The following is a 13,367-nucleotide window of genomic DNA, read 5'->3' on the forward strand; positions in this document are numbered from 1 at the left end:
TTGCCGTAAAATTTGACCGCGAGAAATACACTCCATGACTAAAAACAAAAAACTCCCAACACCATTGATTGTCATCGCTTTGGTCATTTTAAGCTTATTACTCTGCGCCAGCATCATGGGCGAAAACGCCCGTTCAGAGCAGGTAACCAAAGATTATTTTAATGCAATTGCCAGCATGAAATACAACCAAGTTGAGCATTACCTAAGTGCAAACGTGCAAGACCAAGAGCAGGAATTCGAACACCTTTTTGCCTTAGAAACCGCACTGCAAAAACATTTTAACTTAGCAATGAACCAAGCCTACCTAATTGAAGCGAAACAAGAAACTTACTGGCTACCTTATTTCACAACAAACGAAGTTAGCGTAGCAGTTAAGTTTTCTTCTATAGATCAAAATAATGCGCCAGCCAATAAGCACTACCTATCCGCACTGGTTAAGCTAGTAAGAGAGTCTGGTCGCTGGCGAATTAAGCAACTGAACCTCCCTGCACTAATAGAAGCGGATTACTTACAAGCACGTGACATGCTGGCCAAGCAACAGATCGTTGAAATAAAGCCTAACAAGTTGCGACTCAACCAAGCAGAGCTAACACTGGATACCCTTGATGCCATTGAACAGAAACTATGGCTGTTTCAACTTAATAGTGCCTTAGAAACCGTGGCCAAGGTAAGACCTGAATAAATCGCTTCGATCACAGTTTTTTATGCCATGATAAAAAAGAACAGATCAACTGCTTTTATTGTAATGAACTTATCTAGCCACTATTTAAAAAGAAAAAAGCAGTTCAATAAACTACAGTTACTGATTTATCAGCAAAAAAAACTAGACAAAAGGCAGTATTAACCTAATTCTTCTTGCTATGCATTTGCGCCAACCTTGTTCCTTTGTTAACTTTAGCGGCATATTCGTAAGGAAAAATCAATGAAACTGGCTACTACAGCAAACCTAATCAACACTCTACAACACGTCGTTAGCGTCGTGGTTGTCGTCGTGGTTAGCATTTTGCCGTAGCGGGTTTTAACAATTTAAACCCCCTTCGGCGCAGGCCCAAGGGGGTTTTTTTATGCCATAAAGAATTGATAGCAAGAGAGGCAACAGATGAAGATCAGCGGCGCACAGCTCGTAATAAAACTATTAGAACGTCAAGGCATTACGCAAATTGCCGGACTTCCCGGCGGTGCAGCTCTGCCACTCTATGATGCACTACCCGGGAGTAACATTAAGCACGTGTTAACCCGCCATGAACAAGGTGCAGGCTTTATTGCCGAAGGCATGGCCCGCGTTACAGGCAAAGCGGCTGTTTGTTTTGCTAGCTCAGGTCCTGGTGCCACTAACTTAGTCACCGCCATCGCTGACGCTCACTTAGACTCTATTCCGGTTATTGCAATTACCGGTCAAGTGCCAAGTAGCATGTTAGGCACCGATGCCTTTCAAGAAATTGACACCTTTGGCTTAATGGCACCTATTACTAAACATAACTGGCTAGTGCGCTCTGCTGAAGAATTGTTAGAAGTGATCCCAGCAGCCTTTCGCATTGCCACTTCAGGCCGCCCTGGGCCAGTTGCTATCGACATCCCTAAAGACGTGCAAAACCAAATTATCGAAATAGATGAGTTTCCAGCACCAGGTGAGGCAATGCCCTTACCACAGCCGACCTTAGCGCAGCTAAAAGAAATGGAAGCCATGATCGCAAAAGCAGAGCGACCAATGCTGATGGTGGGTGCTGGCGTAATCCAATCAAACAGCAGCGAAGCCGTAGTAGCGCTAGCTGAAAAACTCAACATCCCTGCCGTATCCACATTTTTAGGTTTGAGTGTATTCCCCCACGGTCATGAATTACACCTTGGCATGCTGGGTATGCACGGTTCAAAAGGCAACAACATCGCCCTTGAAGAATGTGATTTACTAATTGGTGCTGGCGTTCGTTTTGACGATCGCGCCACCGGAAAAATCAGTGAGTTCTGTCCACAAGCCGCCGTGTTACACATTGAAATTGACCGCAGTGAAATCGGTAAACTAAAAACCCCCACTCTTGCCGTTCATGCTGACGTTGGCGCTTGCATTAAAGCACTACTTACTAACTGCGAGCCGCAACAGCGTGTAGAATGGGTTAGCCGGATCAAGTGGTTAAATGAAAACCATGGTATTCCACTGCCAACTAAACAAGACTTATCTAACCCTTACAGCCTAATCAAAACAGTGGCTGAAATTGTCGGTGACAACACCAACGTCCATACGGATGTGGGCCAACATCAAATGTGGACCGCACAAGTGTATCCGTTTGTACGCGATCGCCAGTGGAGTAGCTCTGGTGGCCTAGGCACGATGGGATATGGCCTACCAGCCGCGATTGGCGCTGCCCTAGCGGATCCTGATCGCATGGCACTATGTATCAGTGGCGATGGCAGCATCATGATGAACATTCAAGAAATTGACACGGCAGTAGAGCACAACTTGAACGTAAAGGTAGTGGTAATTAACAACTCACGCCTTGGCCTAGTTCGCCAGCAACAAGCATTGTTCTATCAGGAAAACTTTGCCGCAGTGAATAACAAACGTACCGCTGATTTTGCCTTAATGGCGCAAGCCATGGGCGCAAATGGTTTTGATTTAGGCAAAGCGACCGATCCGTTAGCCATGTTAACCGAAGCATTAAACACCCCTGGGCCCGTACTGATTAACGTACCAATCTCAGAAGATGAAATGGTATTCCCCATGGTACCACCAGGCGCAGCCAACAAAGATTTAATTGAGGAGCGTAAAGCATGAGTGATTTTAGCCAATGTGCCATTCTAGAGCTTAAAGTAAACAACCACCCTGGTGTAATGTCTCATGTCTGCGGCTTATTTGCCCGCCGTGCATTTAACGTAGAAGGCATTTTATGTATGCCGATGCAGGACAAAAAGCACAGTAAAATTTGGTTATTAGTGGGAGAAGATCAACGCCTTGATCAGCTCACTCAACAAACCCTAAAGCTTGAAGACGTACTGGAAATTAGCCAGCACTCATCAAGCCATCCGGTGTTTGCGCAAATGATGGAATTTGTCGAATAACGATTCAGACTCCAGTACAGCACGGGGTGTCCGTGCTGTACTTATTTACTTTTTACTCAAACAAAAAGATGTAGACCCAAGCCCCAAATCAGTGCTCCTAGCACCAGCCACATCACTTTTAACTTCAGCACACGCAATGCAAATAAACCGATGATCACCGCCACCATATCAAGTGGCATCACCACAGCACTAGTAAATACAGGCTGATACAAGGCCGCCAATAACAACCCGACAACGGAAGCATTGATCCCCGCACTAGCAGCGGCGAACCAAGCTTGTTGCGATAGCTGCTGCCAGCTTTGCATAAATGCCAGTACCAATAAAAAGCCAGGAAGAAAAATAGCTAAAGTAGCCAGTACCGCGCCCAACAAAGGCGAAGCATTTAAATAAGCACCAAGAAAAGCCGCCAAGCTAAACATCGGTCCCGGCACCGCTTGCGCCGCGGCATAGCCAAATAGAAAAGTGTCTTGGCTGATTTGGCCTTGCAAGCCTTGCTCAAGTAGCGGTAACACCACATGGCCGCCACCAAATACTAAGCAGCCCGCTTGATAAAAATCATTCAGCAATGACAAAACCGAGCCATAACCACTGAGCCATGGCAACACCGAAAACAGCACAGCGAATAACCCCAATGGCAGCCACTTCACTGCCACCCGCTGACTCGTCACTTTATTATCCCCCCTCCCTTCTAGCTTATGCCATTTAAAACAGATTAACGCAGCGGCAATAAACACCACAAATTGCGTTACTACGCTGGGAAATAACAATAATGCAGCAGCGCTCAATACCGCCATTGCAGTTAATAAACGCGTTGCACAAAAGCTGCGATACATATTCAGCACGGCGTCAACCACCACCACCACCGCTAGCAGTTTTAATGCGTGTATCAAAGCATTTAGCCAATCAGGTTGCTGGCCTTGACTAAACAATGCCAAGCCAAATAACAAGCAAAATGAAGGTAAGGTAAAGCCGACAAACGCTGCAATGCCGCCCAGTAAACCCGCTCGTTTTAAACCAAGGGCAAAGCCCACTTGGCTCGACCCCGGTCCCGGCAATATCTGACTGAGCGCCACCAACCCTTGATAATCTTGCTCGCTGAGCCATTTTTTTTCATCGACAAAGGCTTTTTTAAAATAGCCAATATGCGCCGCAGGGCCACCAAAAGAGTGAAGGCCGAGCAGGAAAAATGAGGTGAAAATGTCAAAGATGGATTTCATGATAACGACTGCCTATAAAGTTAACAGTCGCATAATAAGACAGTTTTATGACAAATCAATAACAAGCCAAGTAGGAGCAGAGCTTGCTCTGCGAATATCACAAATTCCCTGAGCAAGCTCATGTCCTACAAAAACACCAATCAACTAGCTCAACATACAAGGAGCGGTATTTATACCGCGAAAAAGAGGGCTCGGAGTCAAACTCATCACTTTCACAATCCACCTATTTCTCCGTAAAATCGCTGCAAGTACATCCCTGTAAGCTCAATTTTTTCATCCCTGAAAAAGATGTTTTACTGCGAAACAGGTGGATTATTCATTTAGCACCCATATCGAATTCGAACTATTGTAAAGCTACTCCCCCGCTAACGCCTTCTCAATCAAAGGCACTAACGGCGTAGGCAAAGTGATCTTACCCGCCAACACAAAGGCATGTGCTTCTGGCGACATTTTTTTCCACGTGCGTTGCAAAATACCAATCCATTTTTGCTCATCATAATCTGGCTTAGTCGCAGCAAACGCGAGCATGTAATGTTCAATAAATACCAAGCTAGCAACATCTTCCACCAGCTGGCTATCGGGATTTTTCTTGATTTGTTTCTTCGCCACGGCAGCATAAACACGCTCACGTGCCGCGTCATCATAGCCCACTTGCTGCATCAGCTGCGTCACCGAGTCGGCGTGAAACAGATACAAGGCACTGCGCCATTGATGATACCCTTGCTTATTCATCGGAAAATCACTGCGCGGTGAACACCAGCGTTTAATGTGTTGCGCCCGTACCGCAATTTGCATTAACTCATCGGTGTCAGGGGCAAAGCGCGCCAGCATCTCGGTCATACGCTGCGAGTACAGCAGCTCTTTCGGCCAACTTTTCCCAGCTGATTCTTCTTGATTAGGATCTTGGCTATTGGCTTGATCAATTAACTCAATCACTTGGCTAAACATAGGGCATCTCATTTATCTACAATTCTAGGTATTTTATGCAGCTAGCCAAAATTAAGCTAGCTTGCTAGATATATTTAAGAGGCAGAATTTACACCCAATACAAAGGAGAGTTAAAGTTAGCAGCGGCCATCACTTTTTATCATACTGGGCTGAACCAGGCTAATGTTTGAACTGATACAGCTCCTCACACTATTTGTGTATAACTACAACAACTATCTCTGCTTTCTTCAGTAACACGAAAAATAGTTTAATAACGACTTCCAATCCTAACTACGGGTAGCTATCAAGTTTTTAAATGAACTAAATTCAACTTAAAATTGAATTTATATCACTTTTGTTCATTAATCCGCTCCCATTAAACTTCTGTGCACTGTTATCGCTAAATAAAAAGAGAAGTAGTTAATGTATCTTATTGAATTTGTGTCAAATCATCTTTACACCTTCATTGCGCTGGTGGCCACAGGCATTTTTGCGGGCGTGCTAGCAGGTTTACTCGGGATTGGCGGCGGTATCGTTATTGTGCCTGTGCTTTTTTTCTTGTTCCAAGGTTTTGGTGTATCGCCCGAATCAGCAATGCTTATCGCAACCGCTACGTCCTTGGCCACCATAGTCCCCACTTCGATTAGCTCGATACGCTCACATCTAAACAAAGGTAATGTCGATATTGAGCTGCTCAAACGTTGGTCGGCGTTTATTTTGCTTGGCGTGTTAGCGGGCAGCTGGCTAGTTACCCGAGTGAATGGCGAACTACTGGCGCTATTATTTGGTGTGATTGCGATCTTAGCTGCCCTGAATATGTTATTTCGCACTGGTAAATCGGCTTTGTTTACCCAGTTGCCGAGTAAAGCGGGGCAAACCGTGATGGGCGCAGCTATCGGCTTTTTTAGCGCTATGGTCGGCATCGGCGGCGGAACTATCTCGGTACCACTACTCACCTTATATAACTACCCGGCTCATAAAGCTGTTGGCACAGCCGCAGCAATAGGTTTGATTATCTCTTTGCCCGGCGCGATGACCTTGTTAACCTTGGGCACAGCGCCAACTGATGCGCCAGTGGGAACTTTTGGCTTGGTTAATCTGATTGGCTTTATTTGCATCGTGCCTCTCACCGTGTTGTTTGCGCCGCTAGGGGCGTCGTTGGCGGCTAATTTAGATGGGGCTAAATTGAAAAAAATCTTTGCTTTGGTGCTGCTAGTAACTGGGGGCAGAATGATGGCGCAGTTAATGATCTAACTAAAATCCGCTCTTACTAAAAAAGATCCAATCCCTTAAAGCATGGGTGACGGTTAAAGGGATTGGATGGGTTACCAGCTGGGACAAATAGTAACCCTTAATTTTGCTTTACTTATTGATAAGCTCATTGCGCACAATCGCGGCGCCAGCACTTAACGCCTTGAGTTTAGCTGAGGCAACTTGGCGTGATAACGGTGCCATGCCGCAGTTGGTACAAGGATAGAGCTTGTCGGCATCAACAAACTGCAATGCTTTTCTTAAGGTGTTGGCCACCTCTTCTGGGGTTTCTATCTCATTGCGAGCCACATCAATCGCACCCACCATGACTTTTTTACCGCGGATCAACTCAAGTAACTCCATCGGTACATGGGAGTTGTGACACTCAAGGGAGATAATGTCGATATTAGATTGCTGCAATTTCGGAAACACGGCTTCGTATTGACGCCACTCGGTGCCCAAGGTTTTCTTCCAATCCGTGTTCGCTTTAATGCCGTAACCGTAGCAAATATGCACAGCGGTTTCACATTTTAAGCCTTCAATGGCACGCTCTAGGCAGGCGATACCCCAATCGTTAACATCATCAAAAAACACGTTAAATGCGGGCTCATCAAATTGGATAATATCCACGCCAGCGGCTTCGAGCTCTTTCGCTTCTTGGTTAAGAATTTTAGCAAACTCCCATGCCAGCTTTTCTCGGCTTTGATAATGGGCATCATACAAGGTGTCTATCATGGTCATCGGCCCAGGCAGTGCCCACTTGATTGGCTGACTGGTTTGCTGGCGTAAAAACTTGGCGTCTTCCACAAACACAGATTTGGGCCGAGACACAGGCCCTACCACAGTAGGCACACTGGCTTTATAGCGATTGCGAATGGTGACGGTATGGCGATTTTCAAAATCCACCCCATCGAGGTGCTCAATAAAGGTGGTGACAAAATGTTGGCGCGTTTGCTCGCCATCGCTAACAATATCAACGCCAGCGTGTTGTTGCTCTTGCAGCGATAAACGCAGCGCATCTTGCTTGCCGCTAATTAATTCATCACCTTGCAATTTCCAAGGTGACCATAATGTTTCAGGCTGTGCTAACCAAGTGGGTTTTGGCAAACTGCCGGCGGTAGAGGTAGGTAATAATGTTTTCATAATTTTTGCTGCCTGATTAAGTGAGAAGTTAGGCGTAATTAGCCGACCATTGCTCAAGAATGTTTTGATATGGTTTAATAAAGTACTGCTCAGCAAATTTACCCTGCTGCTTTGCCAACTGGCTGCGCTCTACGCGGTCATAAACAATTTGCGTCAATGAATGATCTGGATTGTTTAAGTTAGGCTGATAACACTTACCCGCAACGGCATTGGCATTGTAAATTTCAGGGCGATAAATTCTTTGAAACGTCGCCATGGTGCTAATGGTGCTAATGAGCTCTAAGTTGGTGTAATCGTTTAGTAGATCGCCGACAAAATAAAACGCAAACGGCGCGACACTGTTGGGTGGCATAAAATAGCGCACCTGCAAGCCCATCTTTTTAAAGTATTGCTCGGTTAATGACGATTCATTGGCAACATATTCAAAGCCTAAAACCGGGTGCTGGTTTTCGCTTCGGCGGTAGATTTTTGTATCCGACACACTCAGGCAGATCACCGGCGGCTTGTTAAAGTGTTGCTGATAGGTGTTAGAGCGAACAAAGTGCTGAAACAACTTACCGTGCAGCTCACCAAAATCATCCGGCACGCTAAAGCCATTGCGCTCTTTATTATGTTCAAGCAAGCGCACACTAAAGTCATAATCACGCACATAAGATGAAAAATTGTTGCCCACGATGCCTTCAATACGGGTATCGGTTTGATGATCCACTATGCTGGTTTTGAGCACTTCAATAGACGGAAAGTGTTCACCGCTACCTGCCACATCAATATCAACAGAAATAATGTCCAGCTCAACGCTATAGCGTTCACCCTTGGGGTTATCCCAATGGGCCAAGGCATTAAAGGTGTTATTGATCATCGCCAAGGCACTGCGTAAATTTTGTTGGCGGTGCTCACCGCGCGCTAAATTGGCAAAGTTGGTGGTGATGCGCGTATTGTTAGATGGGCAATAATGCTCATCAAGGCGAATGCTTTTAATGGTAAAAGTGAAGTCTTTGTTCATCGTTTTTCGTGTCCCGTTTGCGCCCTTTGCACGGGCAATCCGTGTTTAGTTCGTTTGGCCTCACTTGCGAGTCAGCCCAAAATTGACTTACATCAATATTTGATAAGTGATTTATACGTGTAAACATGCATGAATAAAAACGATTTAATTTCAGAATTAAAGTGAGATAAATTCATGATAAAGACGGTGCGCTTGAATGTGCTGCAGTTGTCTGCCTTTAGCTTGGCATTTTAATTGTGGCTGCTAATGCTGGTTATTTATAAAGTTGTAATGAAATTTATTCGCTCTGCCTGTTGTTGGCGCGGTAAATAAAATGCAAAAGCCTCGCTTTGTTCACATCAGATTGTTATTTCATTGAGATATTACGGGGACAAATTGGGCCTCGGTAAATACAGGTTCGCGTTGTTTTCCTGTAAGTGACGAGTTAGCTTAAAAAGGTGACATGCGGGACCTATACGGAAAACCGTGTAAAACACTGTTAAGCTACTAGTCGTAGAAAGGAATTGGAGTAAGAAATGGAAAAGTCGAAATAAAGTCCTTTGTTCCTGCAAAGGACTTTGAATGCTCAAAGTTGGTCCGAGCACATACAAAAACTGAATCTTACAGAAGAGTTTGGCTCCAAGGTTACTGAATTGGTTGAGCAGCCACGGGGAATGCTAGGGTTTTGCGTGATTGACCCTAGTGGTGTGGTGTGTTGTGGCGTATAGCCCAGAACAAATAGCTTAAAAAGGCATTTAACGAGACTACAACAGTGGGTTATGATCTGCTTCGCTATACGGTATAACCCACTTAAATTATGGGCCCCCGTTGTAATATTCAACCACACTCACAAGGAGTGCAATATGAAAAAACTAGGATTACTTACACTGGGTGCTTTATTAAGCTTTTCGGCTTTTGCAGCAGAGCTGTCTGAGTCGGCTTTGCAAGGTGACTGGCTGGTTAGCCATTTTCAAAATGAACCCGATAACGATAATACGTTATGGCAATTTCAGGGCAATCAATTTATTCAAAATTTGGACGGTATGAAAGTTGCCCCAGATTCATACAAGGTATCGCCAGGTGTGATCGATCTTGGCTACGCAAAAATTACTCTGACTGAATTTGATGGTGAAAACATGGACGCAGTGATGGCTGGTTTCAAATATAAGTTGATAAAGCAGTAATACAACAGGCAAGAACGATACCACGAGAGTAAGAGGATGTAATCATTTTTTCGCTAGCCCACATTCTCCAGTTTCTAAACGAAGTATTTAGGTGAATGTCCAAGCTTTTTCTGCGCGATAAGTCGCAATTTCTGATACAAATATCTGCCGCAGGAAAGCGGCAGTTAAGCCATCAACAGCCTTTGAGGAAGGCTTCACTGCGTTTCGTATCAGAAAATGCAACTTATCTATAAGTACGGCATCAATGCGCTTTCCGCCATTACTTGGCCCAAAACCACCAGACAATCAAAATAATCAGCGCAAATCCTATCAAATTAACCCACATATTAGCGATCCTCTTGTTGTACGAGTTGTTTTGCTTTAGGTGAAAACCAGCGTAGTCGGTTGGCATTACTCACTACCGTCACCGACGATAAGGACATCGCCGCGCCAGCTATGATGGGGCTGAGTAACCAACCGGTAAAGGGAAACAGCAAGCCCGCCGCAATGGGAATGCCGAGAGAGTTATAAATAAAGGCACCCCAAAGATTTTGCTTAATATTGGTCATGGTGGCACTGCTGATAGCAATCACATCGGAAATGCCATGCAACGAGCTGCGCATTAAGGTGATATCGGCGCTTTCAATGGCCACATCAGTACCAGCGCCAATGGCAAAACCGACATCGGCCTGCGCCAGTGCGGGCGCATCATTAATACCATCGCCCACCATGCCAACCACCTTGCCTTGGGCTTGCAAGCGCTTGATCCATTCAAGCTTATCCTCGGGTAGCTGATTAGCATGAAAGGCATCAATCCCCGTTTGCTGGGCAACTTGCTCGGCCGTGGCCGCGTTATCACCGGTTAACATCACCACTTCAATGCCCTGCTGATGAAAACGCACGATTGCCGACTTCGCATCCTCACGAATAGGATCATTAATAGCAAAAATAGCTTCTACTTGATCGCCTAAGGCTAAAAAGACCAAGGTGCTGGCCTGTTGCTCCTCAAGCTGCGCCAAGGCTTCACGGCAATCAATATCAAATTGCGCCATCAGTTGCTCATTGCCCAATAACACCCGCTGGCCTTGAAAGCTCGCTTGCACGCCAAGGCCCGTTAATGAGGTAAAGTCGGTGACGGTAACCGCGTCAGCCTTGATTTTTGCTTTATCCGCATACTCCAACAAGGCCTGCGCCAAGGGATGATTCGCCCCTTGCTCCACAGCGGTAACAATTTCTAATAGCGGCTTATCTTGAGAAAACGTGTGGTACGCCATGACCTTAGGCTTTCCTTGGGTAATGGTGCCGGTCTTATCCAACACCATCACATTGATTTCGCTAGCACGCTGCAAGGCATCACCATGGCGGATTAAACCGCCAAATTCCGCCGCTTTGCCCACACCTATCATGGTCGAGATGGGGGTCGCTAACCCCAGCGCACAAGGGCAAGCGATGATCAGCACCGCCGTTGCAGTCACTAGCATATAGACCAAACTGGGTGCAGGGCCAAAATTGTACCAAGCCAATGCAGTAATGATGGCAATAATCATCACGCTGGGCACAAAGATAGCCGACACGCGATCAGCCAAATGACTAATGGGCGGCTTAGAATTTTGCGCTCGGCTCACCATATTGATGATTTGTGCCAGCACGGTTTCACTGCCCACTTGCTTGGCTTCAAGCACAATACTGCCCGATCCATTCACCGTACCAGCAGAAACATTATCCCCTACTTGTTTCACAACGGGGATCGGCTCTCCCGTCAACATGGCCTCATCTATACTAGTTTCACCCTCAATCACAACGCCATCTACGGGCAGCTTTTCGCCAGAGCGCACTCGCACGAGATCACCAATAACAACGTGCTCTACCGGGAGTGAAACTTCTTCACCATTGCGGATCACCCGAGCGGTTTTTACCCGTAAATCCAATAAGCGTTTAATCGCCTGTGAGGTGCGCCCCCTCGCCTTGAGCTCTAAGGCTTGCCCTAGATTAATCAAACCTAAGATCATCGCCGTCGCTTCAAAGTACAAATGACGTCCACTGCTTGGCAACCACTCGGGCGCTAACACCACCAGCATCGAATACAACCACGCCGTACCGGTGCCCAGCGCAATTAAGGTATCCATGGTGGCATTACGCGCAGTAAACGCACGCCAAGCGCCGGTAAAAAAATGCTTGCCGCTGTGCCATAAGATCAAGCCAGTTACCACGCCTACCACCAGCCAGCTAAGCTGCTCGCTGGTAGTGTTTACCTGCATTGAGCCACCCAGTAAACCATACAGCATCAGCGGGATACCTAGCCCTAGCCCTATCCAGCTTTGCTTGATTTTACTGCGATATTCTTTTGCCTCACGGGCCTCTTTTTCTTGTTCGGCCACTTCACTATCAAAGATTTCTTTACCGTCATAGCCTGCGCCTTGGATGGCTTTGATCAAGGTGCTGGCATCATAAAGGGAGCTAATACTGGCGGTACGGTTGGCAAAGTTAATGCTAACGGAGTCCGACTCTACCTCAGGTAAGGCATGCAGGGCTTTTTCTATGGTATTGACGCAGCTGGCACAGGTTACGCCGATTAATGACAAATTAACGGTTTGGGCGTAACCCGCTAGAGTATTAGCCACTTTTTCCTCAACCGAAGGTTCAGGTGTTACTTTTTCGGATTCTTCTTCCTTGATTGCTGGCTTGGCGCTGCAAACCGCTTTGCTGGCTTCCCCTTGCGGTGCTTGATTTTGCTGCTGATAACCCAGCTCGACTAGGATCTGCTCTATATAACTTTCACTTAAGCGGCTCTCAAGGGTTAAATGCTGCGCCGCAATATCTAACTTAACCTGAGCCAATGGATCGTCTTGTAAGATCCGCTTGGTAATTTTATTGACACAAGACTGGCACGACACCTTAGCCGTGTTTGTTTCATAATGCTGCGGCGTAGCTAGCTGAGCTTGATAGCCCACACCGTTAATGATTTGGATCACATCGGCTGGGCTTAATACCGAGCCCACCACGGCAAAGGTCTTAGTCTCATCAACTGTGAGCTCTACATTCGCGTCACGCTCAGTGAGGGCGCTGCGAATTTTGTTCACGCATTTCATGCAATTAACGCCCGCTAGCGTAATGGCTATGGGATTATTTGTCATGATCTTGCTCCTTTACATCTAGTGCTACGCCCTGCTGCGACCAATTGGCAATTAAGCAACAAATCGCTTGGCCGTTAGGCGCCATATCAGACTTAGTGGCCCAATCGGCGAACGTGGTTTCCATTAACTCAAGATGGCGCTGCAACTGCGCTATTTTGTCTTTAGTGTCAGCAATTTTATCACTGAGCATTTGCCTGACTTTAGGACAAGGCGAATCCTCACGTTGCGAGTGTTCAATAATGTCTGCAATCTCCTGCAGACTAAAACCTATGTTGCGCGCATGGTTGATAAAAATAAGCCGCTCTAACGCCGCCTGATCGTAACGCTTATAACCATTGCTCGGATCTTTAGTGGCACTGAGTAATCCCTTACGGGTATAGAAGCGCACGGTTTCTGCCGTGACTCCGGCCGCTCGGGCAATTTCATTGGTAAGCATGATGTATCTCCACCTAGCTAATACAAGAAGATATAAGCATACAACCTAGGTGTAACACAT

11 protein-coding genes are annotated in these 13,367 nt (G+C 46.2%); 5 read left to right on the forward strand and 6 right to left on the reverse strand.

The features are described from left to right. Nucleotides 1-34: 34 nt before the first annotated feature. The 3 genes from Q4519_RS01410 (at nucleotide 35) to ilvN (ending at nucleotide 3,054) form a co-directional block, all read left to right on the forward strand. Nucleotides 35-682: a hypothetical protein gene (locus tag Q4519_RS01410; RefSeq protein WP_303508721.1), complete on the forward strand. Its 648-nt coding sequence runs from the start codon at nucleotides 35-37 to the stop codon at nucleotides 680-682. A 417-nt stretch (nucleotides 683-1,099) separates the two neighbouring features. Beyond that, on the forward strand, nucleotides 1,100-2,770 hold the full coding sequence (ilvB, locus tag Q4519_RS01415; protein WP_303508724.1) for a biosynthetic-type acetolactate synthase large subunit: 1,671 nt from the start codon (nucleotides 1,100-1,102) through the stop codon (nucleotides 2,768-2,770). After that, complete coding sequence (gene ilvN, locus Q4519_RS01420) at nucleotides 2,767-3,054, forward strand: acetolactate synthase small subunit (protein ID WP_232801435.1); 288 nt, start codon at nucleotides 2,767-2,769, stop codon at nucleotides 3,052-3,054. Before ilvB ends, ilvN begins: the two co-directional genes overlap by 4 nt. Before the next feature lie 56 nt (nucleotides 3,055-3,110). On the opposite strand, the gene chrA is transcribed toward ilvN, so the two are convergent. Then, entirely contained in the window at nucleotides 3,111-4,262 is a 1,152-nt protein-coding gene (gene chrA / locus Q4519_RS01425) for a chromate efflux transporter (RefSeq protein ID WP_303508940.1), read from the reverse strand. 363 nt (nucleotides 4,263-4,625) lie between these two features. Next, nucleotides 4,626-5,219: a DUF4202 domain-containing protein gene (locus Q4519_RS01430; RefSeq protein WP_232801436.1), complete on the reverse strand. Its 594-nt coding sequence runs from the start codon at nucleotides 5,217-5,219 to the stop codon at nucleotides 4,626-4,628. Nucleotides 5,220-5,621: 402 nt separating this feature from the next. On the opposite strand from Q4519_RS01430, the gene Q4519_RS01435 reads away from it, so the two are divergent. Next, a complete protein-coding gene (locus Q4519_RS01435; protein ID WP_303508731.1) occupies nucleotides 5,622-6,452 on the forward strand; it encodes a sulfite exporter TauE/SafE family protein in 831 nt (276 codons plus the stop codon). 108 nt (nucleotides 6,453-6,560) lie between these two features. Here the strand turns inward: Q4519_RS01435 and Q4519_RS01440 are convergent, their stop codons facing one another. Together Q4519_RS01440 and Q4519_RS01445 are read right to left on the reverse strand one after the other, a co-directional pair. After that, nucleotides 6,561-7,592, reverse strand: a complete 1,032-nt coding sequence (locus Q4519_RS01440) for a methionine synthase (RefSeq protein ID WP_303508734.1) — start codon at nucleotides 7,590-7,592, stop codon at nucleotides 6,561-6,563. Nucleotides 7,593-7,620: 28 nt separating this feature from the next. After that, a complete protein-coding gene (locus tag Q4519_RS01445; RefSeq protein WP_232801439.1) occupies nucleotides 7,621-8,595 on the reverse strand; it encodes a DUF1852 domain-containing protein in 975 nt (324 codons plus the stop codon). Between the two features lie 842 nt (nucleotides 8,596-9,437). Here Q4519_RS01445 and Q4519_RS01450 point away from each other — a divergent pair. Further along, nucleotides 9,438-9,758, forward strand: a complete 321-nt coding sequence (locus Q4519_RS01450; protein WP_303508737.1) for a hypothetical protein — start codon at nucleotides 9,438-9,440, stop codon at nucleotides 9,756-9,758. A gap of 326 nt (nucleotides 9,759-10,084) precedes the next feature. Here Q4519_RS01450 and Q4519_RS01455 read toward each other — a convergent pair whose 3' ends face one another. Together Q4519_RS01455 and Q4519_RS01460 are read right to left on the reverse strand one after the other, a co-directional pair. Then, nucleotides 10,085-12,871 carry a copper-translocating P-type ATPase gene (locus tag Q4519_RS01455; protein ID WP_303508741.1) on the reverse strand — a complete coding sequence of 929 codons (2,787 nt, stop codon included), beginning with the start codon at nucleotides 12,869-12,871 and terminating at the stop codon, nucleotides 10,085-10,087. Next, nucleotides 12,861-13,307 carry a MerR family transcriptional regulator gene (locus Q4519_RS01460; protein ID WP_303508744.1) on the reverse strand — a complete coding sequence of 149 codons (447 nt, stop codon included), beginning with the start codon at nucleotides 13,305-13,307 and terminating at the stop codon, nucleotides 12,861-12,863. The genes Q4519_RS01455 and Q4519_RS01460 overlap by 11 nt, the downstream gene beginning before the upstream one ends. Between the last annotated feature and the right edge of the window lie 60 nt (nucleotides 13,308-13,367).

It is taken from the genome of Motilimonas sp. 1_MG-2023 (genome assembly GCF_030547455.1).
In the GTDB taxonomy this organism is placed as follows: Bacteria; Pseudomonadota; Gammaproteobacteria; order Enterobacterales; family CBDFNC01; genus Motilimonas.

Bases quoted from the DNA above. Each gene is read 5' to 3' on its own strand.
- Q4519_RS01445 (WP_232801439.1), bottom strand. From the start codon at position 8,595: ATGAACAAAGACTTCACTTTTACCATTAAAAGCATTCGCCTTGATGAG.
- Q4519_RS01460 (WP_303508744.1), bottom strand. From the start codon at position 13,307: ATGCTTACCAATGAAATTGCCCGAGCGGCCGGAGTCACGGCAGAAACC.
- ilvB (WP_303508724.1), top strand. From the start codon at position 1,100: ATGAAGATCAGCGGCGCACAGCTCGTAATAAAACTATTAGAACGTCAA.
- ilvN (WP_232801435.1), top strand. From the start codon at position 2,767: ATGAGTGATTTTAGCCAATGTGCCATTCTAGAGCTTAAAGTAAACAAC.
- Q4519_RS01440 (WP_303508734.1), bottom strand. From the start codon at position 7,592: ATGAAAACATTATTACCTACCTCTACCGCCGGCAGTTTGCCAAAACCC.
- Q4519_RS01435 (WP_303508731.1), top strand. From the start codon at position 5,622: ATGTATCTTATTGAATTTGTGTCAAATCATCTTTACACCTTCATTGCG.
- Q4519_RS01455 (WP_303508741.1), bottom strand. From the start codon at position 12,871: ATGACAAATAATCCCATAGCCATTACGCTAGCGGGCGTTAATTGCATG.
- Q4519_RS01450 (WP_303508737.1), top strand. From the start codon at position 9,438: ATGAAAAAACTAGGATTACTTACACTGGGTGCTTTATTAAGCTTTTCG.
- Q4519_RS01410 (WP_303508721.1), top strand. From the start codon at position 35: ATGACTAAAAACAAAAAACTCCCAACACCATTGATTGTCATCGCTTTG.
- Q4519_RS01430 (WP_232801436.1), bottom strand. From the start codon at position 5,219: ATGTTTAGCCAAGTGATTGAGTTAATTGATCAAGCCAATAGCCAAGAT.